The sequence below is a fragment of the Gardnerella sp. KA00718 genome (assembly GCF_049244285.1).
Taxonomy (GTDB): Bacteria; Actinomycetota; Actinomycetes; order Actinomycetales; family Bifidobacteriaceae; genus Bifidobacterium; species Bifidobacterium vaginale.
Genome location: NZ_CP058370.1, coordinates 1,260,371 through 1,279,685, shown reverse-complemented (window position 1 = coordinate 1,279,685; position 19,315 = coordinate 1,260,371). Strand labels below are relative to the sequence as shown.

The following is a 19,315-nucleotide window of genomic DNA, read 5'->3' as shown; positions in this document are numbered from 1 at the left end:
AAGAACAAAGCAAAGCCGCAATTCTTGCAGGAAGGAACAATGATGATCCACGGCATAGAAGTATTTACGAGCTTCAATAAAAAGGCGCTTGTAAAGTTAAAGTTTGTGTTGGCAAGAGTTGCGGCTATAACATCTTGCGTCGCTACAATTTTGGCGGGAGCAGTAGTCGCAAGCAGCCCAGCGATTGCAGATGAGGGTGCAAAATCATCTCAAAAAACTACACAAAAAGGTGTAATCGTAACAGCGTTCCAACAAAATTGGAGAAGTATAGCTAAGGAATGCAAAAAAACGTACGGCCCAGAAGGCGTAAAATATGTACAAGTATCACCTCCGCAAGATCATATTAAAGGTGACCAATGGTGGACAAGCTATCAACCTGTAAGCTATAAGCTAAATTCAAAACTTGGCACAGAAGACGAGTTTAAAAAGATGATTACAACGTGCAAAGCTTCGGGTGTTGGAATTATTGCAGATGCGGTAATAAACCACACAACTGGTTTTGCAAACAAAGACACTGTTGGCGTTGGTGGAAGCAAGTATGATGCTGCAAATCAATCGTTCCCAGATGCTGGATATACAAAAGACGATTTTCATAAGTCAACAGAAAATATCAACACGTATCGAAAAGCAGAAATCGTTTGGACGCATCGACTTGTTGGACTGTTGGATTTAGACACTTCTAATCCTCATGTGCAAAAAACTTTGGGAGAGTACTTTGCGCATATGTTAAAGCTTGGAGTGGCTGGGTTTAGAGTTTATGCTGCAAAACACATGTCTCCGCAAGATGTAAAGGCTATAAAAGCTGCGGCTGCGGATGCTGCTGGAACAACGCCAGATAAGATTTGGTGGATGCAAGAAACAATAGGGTTTTCTGAGCAAGACCCTAGAATTCAGCCAGACCAATATTTGCAAACTGGTGAAGTGAATGAATTTGAGTACTCTTATAGGCTTAGAAACTATTTTTATGGGTCTATTGAGAATCTTAAACATATCACAGATAAGTTAATTCCAAGCAAAAAAGCTGCGATTTTCGTTACAAATTGGGATACTGAGCGAGATAATGCAAGCAGAGTTTTGACGTATAAAGATGGTAAAAAATACGAGCTTGCAAACGCGTTTATGTTGGCGTATCCATATGGAACTCCAAATGTGTTTTCTGGTTATGAGTTTACAAAACGAGATGAGGGAGCACCTGGAGCTACGCAAACTTCGATTCCTGATGTGAGTTGTGCAAAGGATTCTAAGTGGCAATGCACGCAAAGGCTAACTTCGATTCGCGGAATGATTGGGTTCTACAACGCTGTTAGGGGCACTAAGGTTACTAATTGGCAAGATGATGACGATAATAACGTTGCATTTAGCCGAGGAAACAAGGGTTTTCTTGCGATTAACAATACGGAAAAGCCGCAAAAAGTGAGTTATAAGACTGACTTGCCAGATGGTGAATATTGCAATGTTTATGAGTCTAAAGATTGCACTAAAACTGTGAGCGTTAGTGGCGGAAAAGTAAAGACCACTGTTGATGCGGAATCTGCTGTTGCTCTTCATGTTAATGCTGTAAAAAGTCTTGGAAATGCTAGAGCTAGAAACGTTACAATATTTATTTGCGTGTTTGTTGCGTCAATTTGTACGTTTGTTGTTACTAGAAGATTTGTTGAAAAATCGAAGAAGCTTGCCAAAGGCAATAGTGATGGTGTTAAAACAGGTGAGACTAAAGGTAAGTGATTTATTGGGTGAGTCTGGAATAAGCTCTAGGTGAGTCTTTAGTTGAGCTTTATGTGAGCTTTGGGGGAGTCTGAAATAAATCAATATTCTAAAACAGGTTGACTCTGTTAAAACGTTTATTTATAATGATTATTCTGGCTTTATGCCAGTATCTAATTGATAGTTTGATAAATCAAAAGGGGTCGATCGGTTTCGACGGTGATCTGTTCGCCGCGGGGAAGCGTGCCGAGAATGCGAAAGTCCACTCGTAAACGTCCTTTCGCAAAAGAATAAGTGCTAAATCTAATCGCACTGAGTTCGCTCTTGCTGCCTGAGCTTCGCGCCAGGATTAACCAGTGAGCAGCTGCTCCGTTTACCCACTCACGTCTTCGGAGTGGTGCTAAACGTCATTAGAAGACTTGCTTGAATTGCCGAGCTGCAGGGTAGTTCAGGGACTTTTACTGTAGATATGCTCGCCATGAATTGTCTGCGATAACATGGGGGCAGAAAAACTGCCGTACGGCCAGCAGACTACGCACGTAGAAGACTGAGGGTACGGTTTCCGGACCGGGGTTCAATTCCCCGCGACTCCACAAACGCAAAAACGCCACTGCTCACACAGTGGCGTTTTTTGTAGCAAATCCCAGTGTTTTCAGTGCCTTAGACTCAAAAGCTTTTAATATTGAATTGTGCAAAATAATACATTTTGCTACCATATAATACATTATGAAAGGCGTTGCAGAGGGCGTCAAAAAATCAAGGTACAAAAGTTGACGCCTCTCACCGTCCTAACGGTATAAAACTGTTAAATAAGGGGAACGTTAATGGCACGGCGCAAATTCGGAAAAATCAGAAAAGTAACACGATCATACGGGCAAGCACTCGAAGCACGCTATCCAACACCTCCAGCAGCCTTAGCAGAAAACCCATCGCTACCAAAAGAATTTACTCGAACATTGCCAGCAGCCTACCGCGTAGAGCTAGAAGCATGGCTTGCTCACGCAGAAAAAGAAATAGCATTAGGCACATGGACACCACCAGCTAAAATAAACCGTCACGAAATAGACAAAAGCTCAATCACATTCGCTCAGCTAGCAGACGACTATATGCAAAATCAGCGCAAACCAGACGGAAGCAAGCTTGAAGAAACCACGCAATCGCACAAAGAAGGACGATTGCGCAACTACCTACTACCAGCATTTGGTGAAAGACGCATCAAAACAATCACAAGCAAAGACATACAAAACTGGTACGACGCGTTCGACTGTGACGAACTTACAGGAAGAAACACAGTAGCACGATCACACTGCTACACACTACTTAGAAGCATATTCAACTACGCTTGTGCAAAAGAAGTAAACGCAACTGGAGAAACATTGCTGCAGCGCAACCCTTGCACGCTCAAACTCAAAAAACCACGCACAAGGCACGAAAGCATTGCCATCAGCATTGCGCAACTTGTTGACATATACAGCATGATGGCACCACATTTGCGCATCGGAGTCATGCTAGCTGGAGCGTGCGGATTGCGCGAAGGCGAATGTTGCGCACTCACCAGGAATGACGTAGATCTTAACGCAATGACAATCAGCGTCAACAAAAGTCTAAAAAGCATAAACCATTTAGGACAAAAACGACGTCTTGAAGTAGGCAAGCCAAAAACAGCAAGTAGCATAAGAAAAGTACCAATACCAGAATGGACGCGCGAATACTTTGAAATGCACATGCGGCAACAAATGCCAAGCTGCAAACCAGATGAGCTGATACTACATACTCGCACACCTAGAGCGTTCGTTGCACCAGCAAGCCTTAGAGAAAGCTTCAACCGCGCAATAGCACACATGCCATCACTAAAAGACATGCACTTCCACGACCTTCGGCACACAGCACTCACACACTACGGAGAAGCAGGCGCAAGCCTTGCAGAACTCATGGAAGTCGCAGGACATAGCGACATTAAAACCGTATCCGTATACCAGCAAATCAGCCAAGCACAACGCAAAAGAACATCAGCCAGACTTAACGAACAAGCAAAAGAAGAACAACTCGGCATAAAACAACAAAGCGTTGAAACACAAAAAACTGTAGAACCTACGCAAAGTAATGTAGGACCTACACAAAATCAAGAAAAAGACCCACTCATAGCAGTACTAGCAGCACTCACACTAGATCAGCAAGTAACAACACTCAAAGCAATAGACAAAACAAGACAAGCAACAATAATCAGCCAAATGCCGCCAGAAAATCAAATTCAGCTACTTTCACGGCTACTTTAGGCAAAAAACACGCAAAAAAGGCGCTGAAAATGCAAAAATCGCAATTTTCAACGCCTTTTGGTTGTTATTGTTAAATACTTTTAGCATTCGTGTTGCCTAGGTAGAAAAATAAAATCAATAGAATTTTTTACTTGATTATAATTTTTATTTGATGCAGCCCAATATAACCTATTAGCTACAATATCAGCTGCTCTAATAAGTGCATCTTGTTTTGAATCTTTTAATTTCAAATCAACTGACTTCATGCCAGGAAACAATGGTGGGAAATATTTTTCCCAAGTCATGTTATACGTTCCATTCTTAAATTCATTCTCTAATGCTTCACGTAATTCATATCTACCGTTTGTTGCTGTAGTATGTTCGTCCATAAAAACATATATGTTTTCTATAGAATTTTTGCGTATCTCATTATTATAAAGCATTTTCTGCAACTCAGATTTAACATCAATTTTAAAAGCATAATCTAAATATCGTTGTTTAGTTTTCTTGTTATCAAAAATCTTCTTATTAACATATTCTTGCTCAACAACAACGCCAAAACGATGATAATGATTCATAGAGCGAAACATGGAATACTTTTGCTTATTTTCAAGATAAATTGCCTTCATCTCTGAATGTCCGCTAGCGGCACCATTATCGCGCTGAACTTTCTCAGCTGCAATATACAAACGCTGTGCAGAATCTTTTTCATCTTTATCCAAAAATATAAGACCGCCAAAAACAAACACATCATTGTGCTTATAATCAAACACTCCAGATTCATCCGCATACACAAAAATATTCATATAACAATCCTCTAACTATAGAAAAAGCCGCAAACGCGGCCTTTTCTAGCCGTGGGACTGACGACGGAACACGCCGCTTAAACGTTAATTCAGTTACCCACGTATACAGCGCAATAAATGCCTGTGTATAAGAATTTACATGAAAGTTAAGACATCACACAAGAACGGGAGTGGAGAGGAAAGAGCGATAATCCTGGATAACATCACAAGTAACACCAAGAGCTTCAGAAAGAAGCCAAACATCAGTGCCATACATTGATTCAGCAAGCTTGTAATCAACATCACTAATAAGCCTAGAAGCCGTTATGCGTCTTGTACGAGTCTCAAAGCGCGAATCAAATCCGCAAGAAACATCACGATACTCAGCATGAACCAGCTCATGGCACAGCGTACACAAACGCTGATGATCAGCCAAACGTTCGTCAAGAAGAATTAGCTTGCAAGCATCGTAGTAATAGCCGCACACACTACCAGAGAGTCTGCGCTCTTCAACTCGCACACCAAGGCGCGCGGCTTCATCATAAAGCGAATCAAAATGAAGCATAATGCAAACCCCAACGAAATCAATACAATGCGTTATACTCAATAGAAATGGATTGGGAGTACTCGGTCGGCGAAAGCTCTAGGTGGGGGGTCTAGAGCTTTTTGCTTTTATTGTTTTGTGCATCTCAAGTAACTATACGAGCGATTTATAATATTCTTCAGCAGCCTGAATAGATTCAGAAGCTAACAGCTTAATAATTTTCATAGCATGAGTAAAATCTGTTTTGCTTGTACTGCGTGATGAAGCAGCATAAATAAAACGATACATCGAAGAACGAGTACTCGCGAAATATTCTTTATTATTACGATACTCATCTCCGAAATACTTAGAAAACGACACATCGTCTGAGTCGCTAGAGTTAAACGCCGCTAGCTTTTGGGATAATTTACATACGTAGGTTACTCTATCAAGAATCTTGCTAGTGTTATAAAAATCAGGGTCTAATAATCCTAGTCCAAACAATAATTTAGCAGTACGCTTATTTGACTTAGGAGTAGTAATACCTGACGGCATATTCGCAATTCTGTTTATGGTTTCTTTTAAGCAAGAAGCATAGTGAATTTGCTCATTGGTTGGTTTGTGAAGATTCTCAACAAAGTTAATTGTCTTTGTATCTGCAGAATTGATTAAAATTTTATCAGACCACAATCCAATCATCGTATAATAAATCTTCTCAAGATCAGCACGCTGGTACGTGCCAGAAATCTTCTCCATAAAACCAACAGTATTTGAATCGTAAAAATATTGACTCAATGGATTATCTGGCATTGCATGAATAATTTCTCCAGCACGAAGTTTTTCTTGATTCTGAAGAACCTTAAAATAATCTCTAATTTGAGCAGGGTCTGCAGCTTGCATAGTATAAACAGGCAAGCCGTAAGAATTAAAATTCATTTGAATACTAGATGGTAAGTCACTATAAGATAAACGAGAGGCACGCATCATTTTTTCCATGCCTTCAGGATCAGACTTACCGACAATACCCTTGATTATTTCTTTAGCCTGGTCAGAATTTTTCTTACTAAGTCTATACCAATCATCTGAATCATCAATCCATTGTGAAACTTTCCCAGATTCAATAAAGCGCAAAATAGTAGTCAAACGTTGCTTACCGTCAACCAGCTCTTGCCTAGCATTGCGAGAATTTGGGTGGTCAAGATTGTTAATAACAATATTCCCAATAGGATAATTAAGAATAATGCTAAGAATCAGCTGGTCTTTATAATCATCAGACCAAATATAAGCACGCTGATAGTCAGGAGCTAAATCCAATCCATTAGCCTGAACATTTCGTATTGACGAAAGAATAGAAAGCATAGGTTGCACAGAACCCGTAATGTTAATTCTCTGAAAAACCATAGTAACACCTTTAGAACCTACATAGAAAAAATGCTAAATTGCGGATAATTGCCATATTACTTTGTAGGTTCTACAAATTTTTGCATAGTGTAGAACCTACGGAAAGTAATGCAATTAGTCATGAGGGGTGGAGGATTCGAGGAATTTGTTAGGGTCGGTATGAGCCATAAGAGCAAACTGAGAAGGATCAGCAGCAATCATGTCAGCAACGTGGCTCACATAGTCATCATCCAAGTTGCTTGAAGATACAGAAGACGCACTCGACTCGGGATTTGCAGATAGCTCTGGCTGCTCCATTTTCTTACGTAGCTCTCTTTGCATATAAATTTCAGCCTGTTTAACAAGTTCGTGCGGTTTTAAGTCAAAAACTTCAGCAAGTAGCGCCACATGACGCACATTTATATTTCTTTCACTTTTCAGCAGTCTCAACAATGTTCTTTCGTTGATTGTCGATTTTTCTGCTAATTCTTTAATGGTCAATCCAGCAGCAGCTCTTTCCGCTGAAATTGATTTTGCCATTGCTTCGTTTATGTCCATATGGTCATCATACAGCACGTATATAAAATAAAAAATGCCCACTCGGTCGGTGTGTCGAGATTGACAGTAGCCCAATTGGTCACTACTATGCAAGATATGGTCACAATTACTGCAGAAACAGTCGCAAATAATGTAAAGTATGCGTTGGAAGAATCTGGATTAACACTCTCAGAAACTGCTGAGAAAACTGGAATTCCGCGCACTACGCTTACACGCAGGCTTAAGTCTGCAAATACCTCACCTTTTGATGTGTCAGAACTTTTAAGGTTATCAAAAGTAACAAAGTATAGCATTGAAGACTTTTTTAAGCATAAGCAAGCTGCACTTGCAGGCAAAGAAAAGAGTCAACCATGTTAGACGGAATAAACCGCGTGCTCAACACAGACTGCGGCGTGGACACAACCAAAATCTTGGAACTCGTAGCCGAATATCGCAATGCACTCGATCAAGAAGAAAACGCGCTCAACAAAGTCAAAGAAGCGCGAGACAAGTGCCAAGCAATAAAGAAAGCAGAACAAGCAGTCAGAGACGCGCAACAAAAATATCACGACGCGCTACAAGAACTTAATAAGCAACAAGACAAATTCAACGAAGACAATGCAGAACTACTCTGCAAAGTCAGTGAAACGCATCACGCCAGTAAAGACGCAGAAACGCGACTACTCAACGAAATAGGGAGGTGAGGAGGCAATGCACAGCGCAATACAAACATTATCAATTGTATTGGCAATAATTAGTGTCGATATTCTTTTGTCTGGGATTTTTTCTCGTTTGCAACGTATTCATCAAGAATTGCTGATTTCCAATATGGCTCACGAGAAACAATATATTTACCAAGAGCCAGACGACGTTGCGAACACGACTCAACGTAATGAGCACATGGCTCAAGCCAACGATGAGTACGAGCCTTCTTGCGAAATAGTTTGTGCAGAAGGCATAAGCTATTATAAACCAACACTCGTGCGTAAGCGGTCTTATACCACACCCACCAATCAACTCGCGGGTGAGAATCTGGCTCAAACACAATCCTCCAGCCATAAGCAACAGGGTGCACTCCAACCAGCGAATTGCGCAACCCCTGCACTCGAAACTCAACGAGAGCATCACGAGGAGCGCAAAAATGGCAAAACAAACTCTTTGAATCATAATGCAAATATTCAATCTTGTTCTGCGAATCCGACTGAACAAACTTTCTGCAAGACTCCGGGCAATGAACAGAAACATTCAAAATCGGAGCATCGCCACAAGAAGAAACACAAAAAGTGATATCACGCCACATAGAACCATCTGCATGCTGATAATACGAATTTAATCCTTTTACATCATGCAAACGTAGAGCGTTCTGAGGGCGAGACCACTCAGTGCGGCAAATTTGCCAGAAAGTCAGCGAAACGGCAATAAACGTAAGAACAAGCGTTATTAACTCAGCAATATTAGGCATACACAAAAGTGTAAAGGAAGAAAGGAACAGAAATGGAAGAACAAAAAAGCAAAGAGCGCAAAGGTAATAAAGAGTACAAGAAGCTCAAGAAGCTGCTTAAGAAAGCGTATAAGGCTTCTGTTAAGGAAAACCAGCTTGAGGCATTCGTAAAGGAAGCAAAGAAGAATTTCCCTGGCTACATGAAAGCGCAAAAAGCGTATGACGAAGCTCCTAGAGGCGCAAACGTCATTAAAGGAGCAGCCTTCGAGCGCGTGGAAGCTGATTTTTACGAAGCATACGCCGAGCAGATAGATAAATATCGCAAAACAAGACAAAAAGCCTTCGAACTTCGCTGCCGCGTTAGTGGCAAGCTCGCCCACGCTGGCGAAAAAGAAAGCGAGGAAGAGTGATGCGAAAGAAAGCTGATAGCAAGGGCAAAGAGGTGAAAAACGTAGCTATGGAACGTAGTCGAGGACTTTACATTCTAGCGCTTCAACGCGTTTTACAAGCTCCAGAAGAGCTTCGTTCTACGCTTCAAGATCTAAACATAAATCTCCAACAGTACATGACCAAACATTGTGTGCGTGAAAGTCAGGCACAGGCAACATGGCTTTCGTTGCTATCTTTCTTGGATATGATTACAGCTATTTCACTCGTTGACGTGCAAAATGATACGAATCTTGACGATGAGATTGACCAAACTCTGGGCTCAGCTTTTTCTTTGGAGGACATGCGAATCTTGGAGGACTTAGTGCGTAAGAATAACCCCAATCTTGAATTGCTAGTTATATGCAATCGTTTGGACGACAAGAAAGCAGAGCTCATAAAAGCGAAGCACGAATACGAATATCAGCTATTTGCAACCTACAAGGCATTCAAAGATTACATCGAAAAATATAAAGAGGACTCAGAGGAAGAACAATGAGCAAGAACGGGGAACCAGAAGTGCCAGAATCACAAGAAACATATGAGCTAAAACACGCTCAGCAAGGAATTTTTATGTACCACGTTATTGATGAGTGGGCAAAAGATAAGGTCACTGCATGTAAAAAACAAGCACAAGCAATGACCCCAATAATTGCTATAAGCGCGTTAGTAGTAGCTCTACTAGCAGTAATAATCAGCAAACATAAATGCTAGTTTTGCAAATGTTTTGCAACTTGTTGAGCGCCAAACCCAATAAAATGCACAGCCTTAGCAAGTTCCCTAATTTCGCGGCTAGAAGCAGAATCTTGAAGGTCTGCAGCAATGCTAGTACCAAACTCTATATTGCCTATGCCTTCTTTAATTTCTTGCTGATTTGAATAATCCATAATTTAACCTTTCAAAACAATTTTTAATACAGCAGTTACAAGAACTGCAATTACAGCTTACAAAGGAGGCAAAATGAGCTTCGTACAAAAATACCCGTACATAACAGCATTCATAAGCCTTGTGTGCTTTGCTATTAGCTTTTGGGCGGCAATAAGGAATATGGCTTATTGCTTTAACGGAGCAAACATTTTGGGAATTGCAGGAACAATTATTGCAGTTGTTTTTGAAGTTCGTTCAGTATCAATAATTGACGAAAGACTATTAGAACAATGAAAAAGCGTATAGCAATGATCATCGGTGTGCTTATAGCAATAAGCGGCCTAGCGCTTGTATTTAGCGCTTTCTACAACTTAAGTCTTTACTTATGCGTGCCACTCGGATTGTTCCTCATACTCATGGGAATTACGGGTGTAATAGCGGCAACTGAAATTACAGGCAGCAAAAACATAGAAAAGGACAAACAATGAGCACATCAGCACTTACACCAAGAATCCCATACAAAAGGCTATGGAGCCTTAAAGAAGTATGCGATCAACTTAGCATGGATAAGCGTGCCGTGATGAAGCTTGTAGACGCAGGAATCTTGCACATGCCTCACGGACGCTTACCAGGCAGCAAAGTTTACATTACAAACACAAGCATAGAAAAGTATGTAGGTGAATGAAATGGTTACCTTGCTAACGCCACAAGATGTAAAAAATATGCAATTCACGGAGTGCCCTGGATTTTTTGGAATGCCAAACGGGTACGACGAATACGAAGTAGATCAAGCATTAGAAAAAGTCCAAGAAACCATTGAAATACTCGGCAATGAATGGATAAAAGCAGTACAAGCAGCAGCAAAATATCGTGCACAACTTGAAACTGCAGGACTACTAGCTGAATAACTAGCTAAATAAGGAAGAGTCATGAGCGATAACACATACTACATTGCAGGAAACCTTACAAAAGACCCAGTAGTAAGCACTACTCCTAACGGCACTACTGTAGTGAATTTCACAATTGCTGCAACCACTCGTGTGCTTGATCCACAAACCTCGCAATACAAAGATGCCGGCACCGTTTTTATGCGCTGCACAGCATGGAGAGCGTTAGCAGAACATGTAGCTAAAAGCCTTACAAAAGGCATGAGAGTTATCGCGTATGGGAAGCTAGAACAAAGCACGTACGAAGCAGAAGATGGCTCACGTCACACTTCAATCAAACTCAGCGTAGAGGATATTGGAGCATCAATGCGATTTGCAACAGCGCAAATCACGCAAATAAAGCAGCAAGGCACTCAGCAAATGATTTCACAGCCTCAGACAATGCAGCAATCACAACAAGCTCAAGCGGCTAGTCAAGAACCTTGGGCTTCAAAAAGCAATATAGACAACTACTACAGCGAAGAACCAGCATTTTAATAACTAAATTAACGAATTTTAGAAAACTATATACAAACCTTACGAAAGGAACAATAATGGCACCACTATCTGCAGCAAGGCGAAAAGAAGCGTGCGAATTGGTTATTATCGCAAAATGCGATGGTATTAATACGTTAGATTCTAGAGAATTGAGACTTGTTAAACGATACATGCAAGAAATAGGCGTGGAATCGTTAGAAGAAGCTTACAAGCAGGCTTTAGAAGAAAAGAAAGCTCCTGAGGATCAGCAAAAACCAAGGAAAGCAAAAGAAAAGAATCTTAATCAACAGAAAAAGCCAGAATCTAAAAGCAACAATATTTCTACAAATTCGGAGGAGTTGCTTGAAAACTGGCCTGAAGGGTCATTTGAGAAGTTTGCTTATCCATTGCATTACAAAGATTTTGTTGACAAATGTAAAGCTAATCCAAATCGTGTGGCGCTGTTCAAAGAAGGTCTTACAAGGCATACAGCATCTGATACGGCTTTACGAGTAAGGAATGCTAGATATAGGGCGTTTGTAGCCAGTAAAGGCCATTTTGAGGCACGAATACTGCAATGTGATGAATCCTATTCGGTATACGTGAAATATGTTCCACAAAAAGCAGCGTAAAAGGGAGTAAACAATGATAAAAAGATATTCTGAGTATAAACCTTTGTATCCGAGATTGAGATATTTTGAACAGGCGCATCGCATTTATGCTAATAGCGCGTACGCAAAACCTGAGATAGTTCCAGTTGCGCTTACAGGTTCGCAGTACTTCAATAAAACCATTTTTGCCAATAGGCAAGAAGTTGTAATAAAACCACAAAACTACAACAAGCTTGTATATGCACATAGTTGCAAGACGAATAGATCATATCCGTATGCTTTAGAACTTTATGGGTATTGGGCAAAAAATGAGCAAGATGAAAAAGCGAGTTCTAACCAAAAACAAAAAATCAGCGTAAACCCTTTTAAGGCATATTAGAACGTTAAATCTGCAGGGGGCAGTTGGAATAGGTAAAAGTTTTTCTAGTTCCTCTACAGTACTCGCATTGGCCAAATGCGGGACAATTTAATGCGGCATAGACTTACGCCTCTTAGGCAGCGTAAATAGCCGCTGTAAAGACCTATATCGGTTTCCCTACCGATAACATAAGCGTTCCGCGGTATTGAGCGGAAAGAGTCGGGAATTGATGCTGCAAGGTGTCTTATGACAGGACGACCAGATAAGCGAACATGGCAAAGCCAGAGCCTTACAGCAAACCGCCGTGTGGATATTTTTTTTTCACTCGTCATACGCGATGGCATGGCTCCGCCGAAAGCGCTGTATGGACGACCTAAAAGTCATTGAGAAAATGAGATTGAGAAAGCCGAAAAAGCTTTCTCAATTTTTATTTTTCCCCTTGACTAGGTCGTCCCACTCAAGCAATTCACCACCGAAAGTACATGGAATTTTCGAGAGGAGGAAATTGTGAAACATAGTCAAGATAAAAATATTAGTAAAAAACAAGAGAGGTTAAAAAAACTTACTTTTAGACTTTCTTACTTGTACAAAATTCTTAACTCAATACACAAAATAGAAGTAGATGAAAGTTACATTATTACTGCACTCGGATTAAGAACATTAAGTAAGTATGACATACATGGGATTCATGCATTGCAACAACTTATAAGTAGCGGTTTAATGCCGAGACCATTTAAGAAACATGGAATACGCTACTGGAATACTGAAAATCTTATAAATCATTTGGAAGGAATCTTATGATCTACACTGTAAAAGAGCAACGTGAATATATGAAGCTTCTTGGTTCGCTTCCATCGTTAAATAAGCAGTTATCAATGTTGGCATATTGCGAAGTAAAGCGTAATCAATCGGGGTATCATACTCATGTAAACAGAAGTGTAACTCCAGTAAACTTGAGCGCGCTTGATAAACTTGATGAGTTGGAAAGTTTAGAGCGTGAAATATTAAGCCAACTCGGCAGCAACAATTTAGCGATTGCACAAACTTCACCAATCATTACAGTAGTTAAAGCACTTAAAGATAATGCAAAAGAAATAGTCTTATTGGCCAGCGCGTCAATATCTTATGAGCAATTAAAAAATATTAGAGATAAAGTGCTAGCAGATACAAACCCAAAATTCTTAAAAACATTTGGATTATGCCCAAATTGCAGAAGGCCATTGAGGTATGAAAGCACTAAAGAATGCATTACTTGCCAATCATGTAGATCAGTGACGAATAGCAATGAAGTTTTAAGCAATACTCGTAAAGAATTATCAAAGCTTACTTATGTTGGGAGTAGCAAGCAAGCGTCGGAGTTTATCAGAGAGAAAACAGGCATAGATATAAAGCCTGCTACTTTGCGCAAACTGTCAAGTACTGGAAGGATTCATATTTCAAAAAGCGTAAATGGAATTAAATGGCCAATAGGAGAAATAGTAAAGAAGAAATTGTTTTAATCATTCAACACTCCCGAAAAGAAAAGTACTTGACAAAGATTCACAGTTATTTGATATAATCACACTGAGGTGTGAAGTGGCCGCAAAGAAAGAAACCACACGCACTAGAAAATAAAAGACGTTAAAGAAAGCCTCGTGGTTAATACCTCGGGGCTTTTTGCATACACAAGGAAGTAACTATGAATCAGCCCACAATTACACTTACTATTACTCCTGATTTAACAGAAATAAAAAAGTTCGCTCACGCTTTCGCAGATTGGATAGACGAATACGCAAACGAACAGAATAAGAGCATTACTCAAGCTCAGATGCACACTGAGGATGAATAGCGACAATGTTATTAGAAGGACAATCTACAGGTTCAATTGGGTTTCCACATACAATGCACATACCTTTAGATTGTTCAACAAATTGGCTCATAGCTTCATCGGCTAGTTGGTTCAAAGCATTTGAATCAACTTTTATTTTAATAGACACAAATACCACCTCCTTTCGCTTTTATTAGTCTTATATTAAATACATCATATGCCACAGAAACCAAAGAGTAACCCCCGTAGTAAGTATGGGAGCAGACGCAAAGCAATGCGCAAACGAGTGCTTGCTTACTATGACACTTGCTACTTGTGCGGCAAGCCAGTAGATAAAACTATTAAGACTCCAGACCCATTGAGTCCTGAAGTAGATGAGATAGTTCCAGTGAGTAGAGGTGGAAGTCCAACGGATTGGAACAACGTTCGACTTACACACAGGCAATGCAATCAACTTAAGAAAGCACACACTGCAGCTTGGGCACAAGCAAGAATATACGAGAAAGAACACGGATTAGACACAGGTGTAGCGCCTGAAGCATGTTGCGACGCTTACAATCAGAAAAACAGACACTCGAATTGGTAGACACGAGTAACGCAACACAAAACGTTGCAACCTTAGAGCATGTTGGCAGGGGGAGTAACCCCCCGATTTTATAAAGGAAACCAAGCCGGACAAAGGGCTAAAATCCCCCCACTAAATAGCCATTACGTTACAGCCAAATCGTTACACGGTGATTTTTTCATTACAAAAAGGAGCAAAAATAGCCATGAAATGCAAAAATTGTGGTCGTTTTTTCAAAACAACAGGCCGCGGACGTGCTCCAATGTACTGTAGCGAGAAATGTAGAGTCGATGCGCACCGAAAAAAGAACCCAAAATCAACAAAATCAAAAAGACAAGAAGTACTTTTTGAGATTCCAGGCGAATCAAAACCAATAAAAACGACAATACCGACCGACGAATTAACAAAAGACGCATTCGATAGAATGTGTGACAGTAGGCTTGAAGACGAGTTAAGATTCGCGCGCGACATTTTGCATGCAGCTCTCATAAGTCCAGATACGCCGCCAAGCGCATTGGCAAGCATGGCAAAACAATACATAGAAATAACAGAAAAGCTAGCAGGCGTAGTTGATGACGAAAAAGAAGACGACGAAAATATGGATTCGGAGGTAACTTTTGACGCAGTCTTTACTCCAGACCAAAGCTAGGCACTTTATATACCCAGATGGAATAGTTGCATCAGAATTCCCAGCATTACAAAAGAAAGCATTACGATACGGCGTAACCTTTGACTCGTGGCAGTCTGAATTAGGCATGTACATATTAGGCAAACGCAGTAATGGCAAGTTTGCTGCAGGAGTGTCTGGCGTAGTAATGAGCTTGCCTCGCCAAGTTGGAAAAACGTATACGATCGGAATGATTGTAGTCTTTTTATGTTTAATGCACGAGAAAACTATTGCTGTTTGGACGGCACATCACTCAAGAACAAGCGATGAAACTTTTCGCGACATGAAAGAACTGATAGAAAACAACAGAGGAATAGCAAGATTTGTAAAAGAAATACGCAAAGCAAACGGTCAACAAGCGATTGAATTTACAAACGAATCACGAATTTTATTCGGTTCTCGCGAGAGAGGCTTTCGAGGGTTACATGAAGTTTCCGTTATAGTTTTCGACGAAGCGCAAATTTTAACAAATAGAGCACTTGACAACGCATTGCCAACATTAAATACAGCTTCAAACCCATTAGCTTTCTATATGGGCACGCCGCCGAGACCATGCGACCCTGGAGAAGTATTTAGAGATAAGCGCACAGCATTATTAAAAGGATCAGATAGAGATGGAATATATCTAGAATTTAGCGCAGACAGAGATTGCAACTTAGATGATAGAGAAGAATGGGCCAAAGCAAACCCATCTTATCCATCAAGAACAAGCGAACTGGCTATATTACGCTTACGAAGACAATTTTCTGAAGATTCATTCAGGCGCGAAGCTCTTGGAGTATGGGACGAACTCGCATTAGCAACATCCGCAATCAGCGACAAACAATGGCAAGCGGCAACAATAAGCAATCGCATAGAAGGCGGCGTTAAAGCATACGGCGTAGAAATTCCACCATCGCGAGACCGCTTAACATTATCTGCTTGTATGAAATACCCCGACGGATACGCACACATTGAATTTTTAGAATCACATCCACTCACAGAAGGCACAGACTGGCTCATCGACTTTCTAGCAGAGCGCAAACGCAACATGTTAGGAGTCGGAATAGACGCAGGAAGTGCAACAGGCATACTCTTACAAGATTTCGCAGACGCACACATCCCAACAATATCGCTAACAATGCGAGACGTAGGGCAAGCATGCGGAAGATTCATGGACATGCTAGCAGCTGGGAAACTTACACACCTACCAGATGAAGATCAGCCAGCACTCGCAGCAGCAGTAAAAGGCGCATCAACAAGACCTCTTGGCAAAAGCGGACTTTTTGCCTGGGGAAAGTTAGGCGATGACGTAGATACCACACCACTCGTGTCTTGCACAATGGCATTACACGCAGCATTCGTGAGCAAACGACACCCTGGAAGAAAGCAGAGGCTATTAGTATGACGTTACAAGATTTTGAGAACACAAGCTCGCAACTGTTGTCATTCGGTAGCAAAATTGATGGCGTAGACGAAAAAGACATGCCAACCATTAAAAGGCTCTACGACACATGGCAACAACATTACGAAAGTAATCAAAAACGAACAAAATACTTTAACGCAGACGAAACAGTTAAAAACCTGAACATTTCCATTCCAGAAGATGTAGCTCGCAGAGTTAAAGCAGTCGTTGGTTGGAGCGCGAAAGCAGTAAGAGCATTAGCTGATTTAAGCGTTTACGACGGATTACAAATCAACGGCGACGATGTACACAACATGCGCGCAATCGCAGAAGCAAACCAGTTCAGTGTGATTTTGCCACAAGCTATCATCAGTGCATACAAGCATTCATGCAGCTTCTTGGCAATATATAAGGACGCTGATGCAGATGGAGCAGTAAGAATCGTACCTAGAAGTGCGCTCAATAGTTCCGCATTATGGGACATGGCTCACCAAGAAGTAAAAGCCGCAATGACCATTACAGGAACAAATGAGAAAAACGAAGTCAACGAAATAAGATTCTGGCTCAAAGGCTACTCATACGAAGTTAAAAAAGTTGAAGGCGCATGGAAAGCAACACTCGCTAAACAGTCTTATCAAGGCGTATCCGTAGTACCAATTTGCTACGATCCACAGCTCGACAGGCCATTTGGGCGAAGCCGAATCACAAGACCGCTTATGAGCTATACAGATATGGCAATTAGAACCTTCGTAAGAATGGAAGCAACTGCAGAATTCTACAGTATTCCAAAGCTATGGTTCTTAGGTCTTTCTGAAGATGCACAAAAGGCGCAATGGAGTAACTACATTAGTGCAATCAACGGTGTAACGAAAGACGAGGACGGAGACACTCCAACCTTGCAACAGATTACGCAAGCAAGCATGACTCCACACTCGGAAATGCTAAAAACGATTGCACTCATGGTAGCTAGTGAAACAGGTTTGCCAGCATGCGACCTTGGTATTACAACATCAAACCCAACAAGTGCTGAAGCAATGAGCGTAGCAGAACGCAAATTAACGCGCGAAGCAGATAGGCAAAACCTGATTTTTAGCCAATCAATCATCAAAGCGCTCGGCATTGCAGTTTGCTTACAAAATGACGGAATGACAACAATTCCTCCAGATGTTTATGCGGCACAAGTTGTATGGAAACCAACGCAAGAAGTAAGCATGGGAGCTAGAGGCGACTTCTTCAATAAAGTTGCAGCAACATGCCCATCGTACGCAATGAACGAAATCGCATGGCGACAACTAGGGTTCAGTGACGCAGAAAGCAGGGCCCTACTCAGCGAAGCACGAAAAACGCGTGCGCTTGATTCACTTAACAATTTGCTAGGCAAGGAGACGACAATTGGTAACAAGGGAGGATACGAATCGTCTAGCAGCAGCCAACAAGAAGATAAGCGACTCAGCGCAACAAGCAGCACAGGAAGTACTGCAGAAAATAGCTAGTGCACCAACAGAAGCTGCTCGAATTGCTCTCATAGACGAACTAATCCCAGCAGTAGCATCACAATATAGCGAACAAATCGCCATGGCTGCTGCAAAATGGTATGAAGAAGTCCGTGCAGACGCATTGCCTGATGTTGATGATGGCTTCGAAGCGTCACTCGCACAAACTTATTCCAAGAAAGCAATCGTTGAAGAAATACACGATCACATACTTTCAAACAGGAACAAGTTTGACGAAGCAATAGTTGATGCCATGGATAGATGGGTCAAAATACCAGGACGCGCAACAATCGCAGAAAACTGCAAGCGCGACCCCCAAAAACCACGCTATGCACTAGTGCCACAAGGCAAAACATGCGCTTTTTGCACAATGCTCGCAGGCCGTGGGTTTGTGTACAAGTCTAAAGAAACAGCTCACGCTATGCACAATCATTGCGATTGCGTAGCTTGCCCTGAGTGGGATGCAAATCCAAACAAAATTAGAGGCTACAACCCTGACGCGCTTAGTGATGAATGGGATAAAGCTAAAAAAATAGTTTGGGAGAAAAATAAGGCGGAAGCTCGCAAAAACGGTAAAAAAGCTAGCGAAGTTTTTGAACCAAGCATGAAAGAAATTCTTGCACAGTTACGGAAAACTCCTGGACTTTGTTCTGACGAATGCAAGCCAGTTAATAACGCAAAGAGTTCAAAAGGTTCAATAAATATACCCGACGGAGCGCGTGTTAACAGTAAAGAAAAGCGTGCTATGCAATGGATTGCACAATCAGGGCATAATATTACAGCAAACCCAGTTAAAAATATACAAAATCAGAAAAACCCTGATTTTACAATAGATAAAGAAATATGGGAATTAAAAACTATTTCAGGCAACGGTAAAAACACTATAATGAACGCGCTCAAGCATGGTAGCAAGCAAAGCAATAATCTCATATTGGATATTACAGATACTCCTATAAGTGAAAGCGAAATAATTAAAACAGCAAAATCTCGCTTACGGCGCGTAGAGGTACGTTTAAGTAAAGTATGGATTATTAAAGATGGCAAAACAGTTGGAATATACGAAAGCTAGTCATACCCTCAAACCAACTCGTTACGAGCTTAAAGGGTAA

At 41.1% G+C, this 19,315-nt stretch carries 29 protein-coding genes and 1 other RNA gene; 23 read left to right on the top strand and 7 right to left on the bottom strand.

From position 1 onward, the window contains the following. Positions 1 to 42: 42 nt before the first annotated feature. From HXT55_RS05270 to HXT55_RS05260, 3 genes are all read left to right on the top strand, one after another. Positions 43 to 1,725 (top strand): alpha-amylase, encoded by a 1,683-nt coding sequence (locus HXT55_RS05270; protein WP_421792802.1) that lies wholly within the window; start codon positions 43 to 45, stop codon positions 1,723 to 1,725. 178 nt (positions 1,726 to 1,903) lie between these two features. Continuing rightward, positions 1,904 to 2,300, top strand: a transfer-messenger RNA (tmRNA) gene (gene ssrA, locus HXT55_RS05265). Positions 2,301 to 2,528: 228 nt separating this feature from the next. Further along, positions 2,529 to 3,980 carry a tyrosine-type recombinase/integrase gene (locus HXT55_RS05260; protein WP_421792675.1) on the top strand — a complete coding sequence of 484 codons (1,452 nt, stop codon included), beginning with the start codon at positions 2,529 to 2,531 and terminating at the stop codon, positions 3,978 to 3,980. Positions 3,981 to 4,060: 80 nt separating this feature from the next. Here HXT55_RS05260 and HXT55_RS05255 read toward each other — a convergent pair whose 3' ends face one another. The 4 genes from HXT55_RS05255 to HXT55_RS05240 form a co-directional block, all read right to left on the bottom strand. Continuing rightward, positions 4,061 to 4,765, bottom strand: a complete 705-nt coding sequence (locus HXT55_RS05255; protein WP_421792673.1) for a DUF3800 domain-containing protein — start codon at positions 4,763 to 4,765, stop codon at positions 4,061 to 4,063. A gap of 154 nt (positions 4,766 to 4,919) precedes the next feature. Next, a complete protein-coding gene (locus HXT55_RS05250) occupies positions 4,920 to 5,309 on the bottom strand; it encodes an ImmA/IrrE family metallo-endopeptidase (protein WP_421792671.1) in 390 nt (129 codons plus the stop codon). 132 nt (positions 5,310 to 5,441) lie between these two features. Continuing rightward, the gene (locus tag HXT55_RS05245; RefSeq protein ID WP_421792669.1) at positions 5,442 to 6,668 is read right to left on the bottom strand and encodes a DUF262 domain-containing protein; all 1,227 of its coding nucleotides are present in this window, start codon (positions 6,666 to 6,668) and stop codon (positions 5,442 to 5,444) included. 114 nt (positions 6,669 to 6,782) lie between these two features. After that, the gene (locus tag HXT55_RS05240; protein ID WP_421792667.1) at positions 6,783 to 7,205 is read right to left on the bottom strand and encodes a helix-turn-helix domain-containing protein; all 423 of its coding nucleotides are present in this window, start codon (positions 7,203 to 7,205) and stop codon (positions 6,783 to 6,785) included. A gap of 96 nt (positions 7,206 to 7,301) precedes the next feature. On the opposite strand from HXT55_RS05240, the gene HXT55_RS05235 reads away from it, so the two are divergent. Together HXT55_RS05235 and HXT55_RS05230 are read left to right on the top strand one after the other, a co-directional pair. Then, on the top strand, positions 7,302 to 7,562 hold the full coding sequence (locus HXT55_RS05235) for a helix-turn-helix domain-containing protein (protein WP_421792665.1): 261 nt from the start codon (positions 7,302 to 7,304) through the stop codon (positions 7,560 to 7,562). Then, positions 7,556 to 7,888 carry a hypothetical protein gene (locus tag HXT55_RS05230; RefSeq protein ID WP_421792663.1) on the top strand — a complete coding sequence of 111 codons (333 nt, stop codon included), beginning with the start codon at positions 7,556 to 7,558 and terminating at the stop codon, positions 7,886 to 7,888. The genes HXT55_RS05235 and HXT55_RS05230 overlap by 7 nt, the downstream gene beginning before the upstream one ends. Before the next feature lie 50 nt (positions 7,889 to 7,938). Here the strand turns inward: HXT55_RS05230 and HXT55_RS05225 are convergent, their stop codons facing one another. Then, complete coding sequence (locus tag HXT55_RS05225; protein WP_421792661.1) at positions 7,939 to 8,646, bottom strand: hypothetical protein; 708 nt, start codon at positions 8,644 to 8,646, stop codon at positions 7,939 to 7,941. A gap of 32 nt (positions 8,647 to 8,678) precedes the next feature. Here HXT55_RS05225 and HXT55_RS05220 point away from each other — a divergent pair, with 32 nt between their 5' ends. From HXT55_RS05220 to HXT55_RS05210, 3 genes are read left to right on the top strand one after another with little or no spacing between them, the layout of a single operon-like run. Continuing rightward, entirely contained in the window at positions 8,679 to 9,035 is a 357-nt protein-coding gene (locus HXT55_RS05220) for a hypothetical protein (protein ID WP_421792659.1), read from the top strand. Continuing rightward, positions 9,035 to 9,550 carry a hypothetical protein gene (locus tag HXT55_RS05215; RefSeq protein WP_421792657.1) on the top strand — a complete coding sequence of 172 codons (516 nt, stop codon included), beginning with the start codon at positions 9,035 to 9,037 and terminating at the stop codon, positions 9,548 to 9,550. The genes HXT55_RS05220 and HXT55_RS05215 overlap by 1 nt, the downstream gene beginning before the upstream one ends. Further along, positions 9,547 to 9,765 (top strand): hypothetical protein, encoded by a 219-nt coding sequence (locus HXT55_RS05210; RefSeq protein WP_076002991.1) that lies wholly within the window; start codon positions 9,547 to 9,549, stop codon positions 9,763 to 9,765. Before HXT55_RS05215 ends, HXT55_RS05210 begins: the two co-directional genes overlap by 4 nt. On the opposite strand, the gene HXT55_RS05205 is transcribed toward HXT55_RS05210, so the two are convergent. Beyond that, on the bottom strand, positions 9,762 to 9,938 hold the full coding sequence (locus HXT55_RS05205; RefSeq protein WP_250309618.1) for a hypothetical protein: 177 nt from the start codon (positions 9,936 to 9,938) through the stop codon (positions 9,762 to 9,764). The two genes, HXT55_RS05210 and HXT55_RS05205, sit on opposite strands and share 4 nt — an antisense overlap. Positions 9,939 to 10,011: 73 nt before the next feature. Between HXT55_RS05205 and HXT55_RS05200 the strand changes: the two genes are divergently transcribed. From HXT55_RS05200 to HXT55_RS05155, 10 genes are all read left to right on the top strand, one after another. Further along, positions 10,012 to 10,212, top strand: coding sequence for a hypothetical protein (locus HXT55_RS05200; protein ID WP_421792655.1), 201 nt, complete (start codon positions 10,012 to 10,014; stop codon positions 10,210 to 10,212). Continuing rightward, on the top strand, positions 10,209 to 10,406 hold the full coding sequence (locus HXT55_RS05195) for a hypothetical protein (RefSeq protein WP_421792653.1): 198 nt from the start codon (positions 10,209 to 10,211) through the stop codon (positions 10,404 to 10,406). Before HXT55_RS05200 ends, HXT55_RS05195 begins: the two co-directional genes overlap by 4 nt. Continuing rightward, entirely contained in the window at positions 10,403 to 10,603 is a 201-nt protein-coding gene (locus tag HXT55_RS05190) for a hypothetical protein (RefSeq protein WP_016797627.1), read from the top strand. Before HXT55_RS05195 ends, HXT55_RS05190 begins: the two co-directional genes overlap by 4 nt. Position 10,604: 1 nt before the next feature. Continuing rightward, positions 10,605 to 10,826 carry a DivIVA domain-containing protein gene (locus HXT55_RS05185; RefSeq protein WP_421792651.1) on the top strand — a complete coding sequence of 74 codons (222 nt, stop codon included), beginning with the start codon at positions 10,605 to 10,607 and terminating at the stop codon, positions 10,824 to 10,826. 21 nt (positions 10,827 to 10,847) lie between these two features. Then, on the top strand, positions 10,848 to 11,342 hold the full coding sequence (gene ssb / locus HXT55_RS05180; protein WP_421792649.1) for a single-stranded DNA-binding protein: 495 nt from the start codon (positions 10,848 to 10,850) through the stop codon (positions 11,340 to 11,342). Between the two features lie 56 nt (positions 11,343 to 11,398). Next, positions 11,399 to 11,953 (top strand): hypothetical protein, encoded by a 555-nt coding sequence (locus HXT55_RS05175; RefSeq protein ID WP_075038561.1) that lies wholly within the window; start codon positions 11,399 to 11,401, stop codon positions 11,951 to 11,953. Between the two features lie 13 nt (positions 11,954 to 11,966). Beyond that, positions 11,967 to 12,311 carry a hypothetical protein gene (locus HXT55_RS05170; protein WP_004137943.1) on the top strand — a complete coding sequence of 115 codons (345 nt, stop codon included), beginning with the start codon at positions 11,967 to 11,969 and terminating at the stop codon, positions 12,309 to 12,311. A gap of 486 nt (positions 12,312 to 12,797) precedes the next feature. Next, positions 12,798 to 13,091, top strand: coding sequence for a hypothetical protein (locus tag HXT55_RS05165; RefSeq protein ID WP_410312248.1), 294 nt, complete (start codon positions 12,798 to 12,800; stop codon positions 13,089 to 13,091). 29 nt (positions 13,092 to 13,120) lie between these two features. Then, positions 13,121 to 13,789 carry a hypothetical protein gene (locus HXT55_RS05160; RefSeq protein WP_421792646.1) on the top strand — a complete coding sequence of 223 codons (669 nt, stop codon included), beginning with the start codon at positions 13,121 to 13,123 and terminating at the stop codon, positions 13,787 to 13,789. Between the two features lie 179 nt (positions 13,790 to 13,968). Next, a complete protein-coding gene (locus HXT55_RS05155; protein ID WP_421792644.1) occupies positions 13,969 to 14,118 on the top strand; it encodes a hypothetical protein in 150 nt (49 codons plus the stop codon). Here HXT55_RS05155 and HXT55_RS05150 read toward each other — a convergent pair. Continuing rightward, a complete protein-coding gene (locus HXT55_RS05150) occupies positions 14,084 to 14,266 on the bottom strand; it encodes a hypothetical protein (RefSeq protein WP_421792642.1) in 183 nt (60 codons plus the stop codon). The genes HXT55_RS05155 and HXT55_RS05150 overlap by 35 nt on opposite strands. A 48-nt stretch (positions 14,267 to 14,314) precedes the next feature. Between HXT55_RS05150 and HXT55_RS05145 the strand changes: the two genes are divergently transcribed. The 5 genes from HXT55_RS05145 to HXT55_RS05125 all read left to right on the top strand — a co-directional run bounded on the left by HXT55_RS05145 (position 14,315) and on the right by HXT55_RS05125 (position 19,275). Further along, positions 14,315 to 14,683, top strand: a complete 369-nt coding sequence (locus tag HXT55_RS05145) for an HNH endonuclease (RefSeq protein WP_016797643.1) — start codon at positions 14,315 to 14,317, stop codon at positions 14,681 to 14,683. A 184-nt stretch (positions 14,684 to 14,867) separates the two neighbouring features. After that, positions 14,868 to 15,311 carry a hypothetical protein gene (locus tag HXT55_RS05140; RefSeq protein WP_421792640.1) on the top strand — a complete coding sequence of 148 codons (444 nt, stop codon included), beginning with the start codon at positions 14,868 to 14,870 and terminating at the stop codon, positions 15,309 to 15,311. Beyond that, the gene (locus HXT55_RS05135) at positions 15,280 to 16,716 is read left to right on the top strand and encodes a phage terminase large subunit (protein WP_421792638.1); all 1,437 of its coding nucleotides are present in this window, start codon (positions 15,280 to 15,282) and stop codon (positions 16,714 to 16,716) included. Before HXT55_RS05140 ends, HXT55_RS05135 begins: the two co-directional genes overlap by 32 nt. Next, positions 16,713 to 18,206, top strand: a complete 1,494-nt coding sequence (locus HXT55_RS05130) for a phage portal protein (protein WP_421792636.1) — start codon at positions 16,713 to 16,715, stop codon at positions 18,204 to 18,206. The genes HXT55_RS05135 and HXT55_RS05130 overlap by 4 nt, the downstream gene beginning before the upstream one ends. Then, positions 18,106 to 19,275 (top strand): hypothetical protein, encoded by a 1,170-nt coding sequence (locus tag HXT55_RS05125; RefSeq protein ID WP_230479115.1) that lies wholly within the window; start codon positions 18,106 to 18,108, stop codon positions 19,273 to 19,275. The genes HXT55_RS05130 and HXT55_RS05125 overlap by 101 nt, the downstream gene beginning before the upstream one ends. Positions 19,276 to 19,315 lie beyond the last annotated feature (40 nt).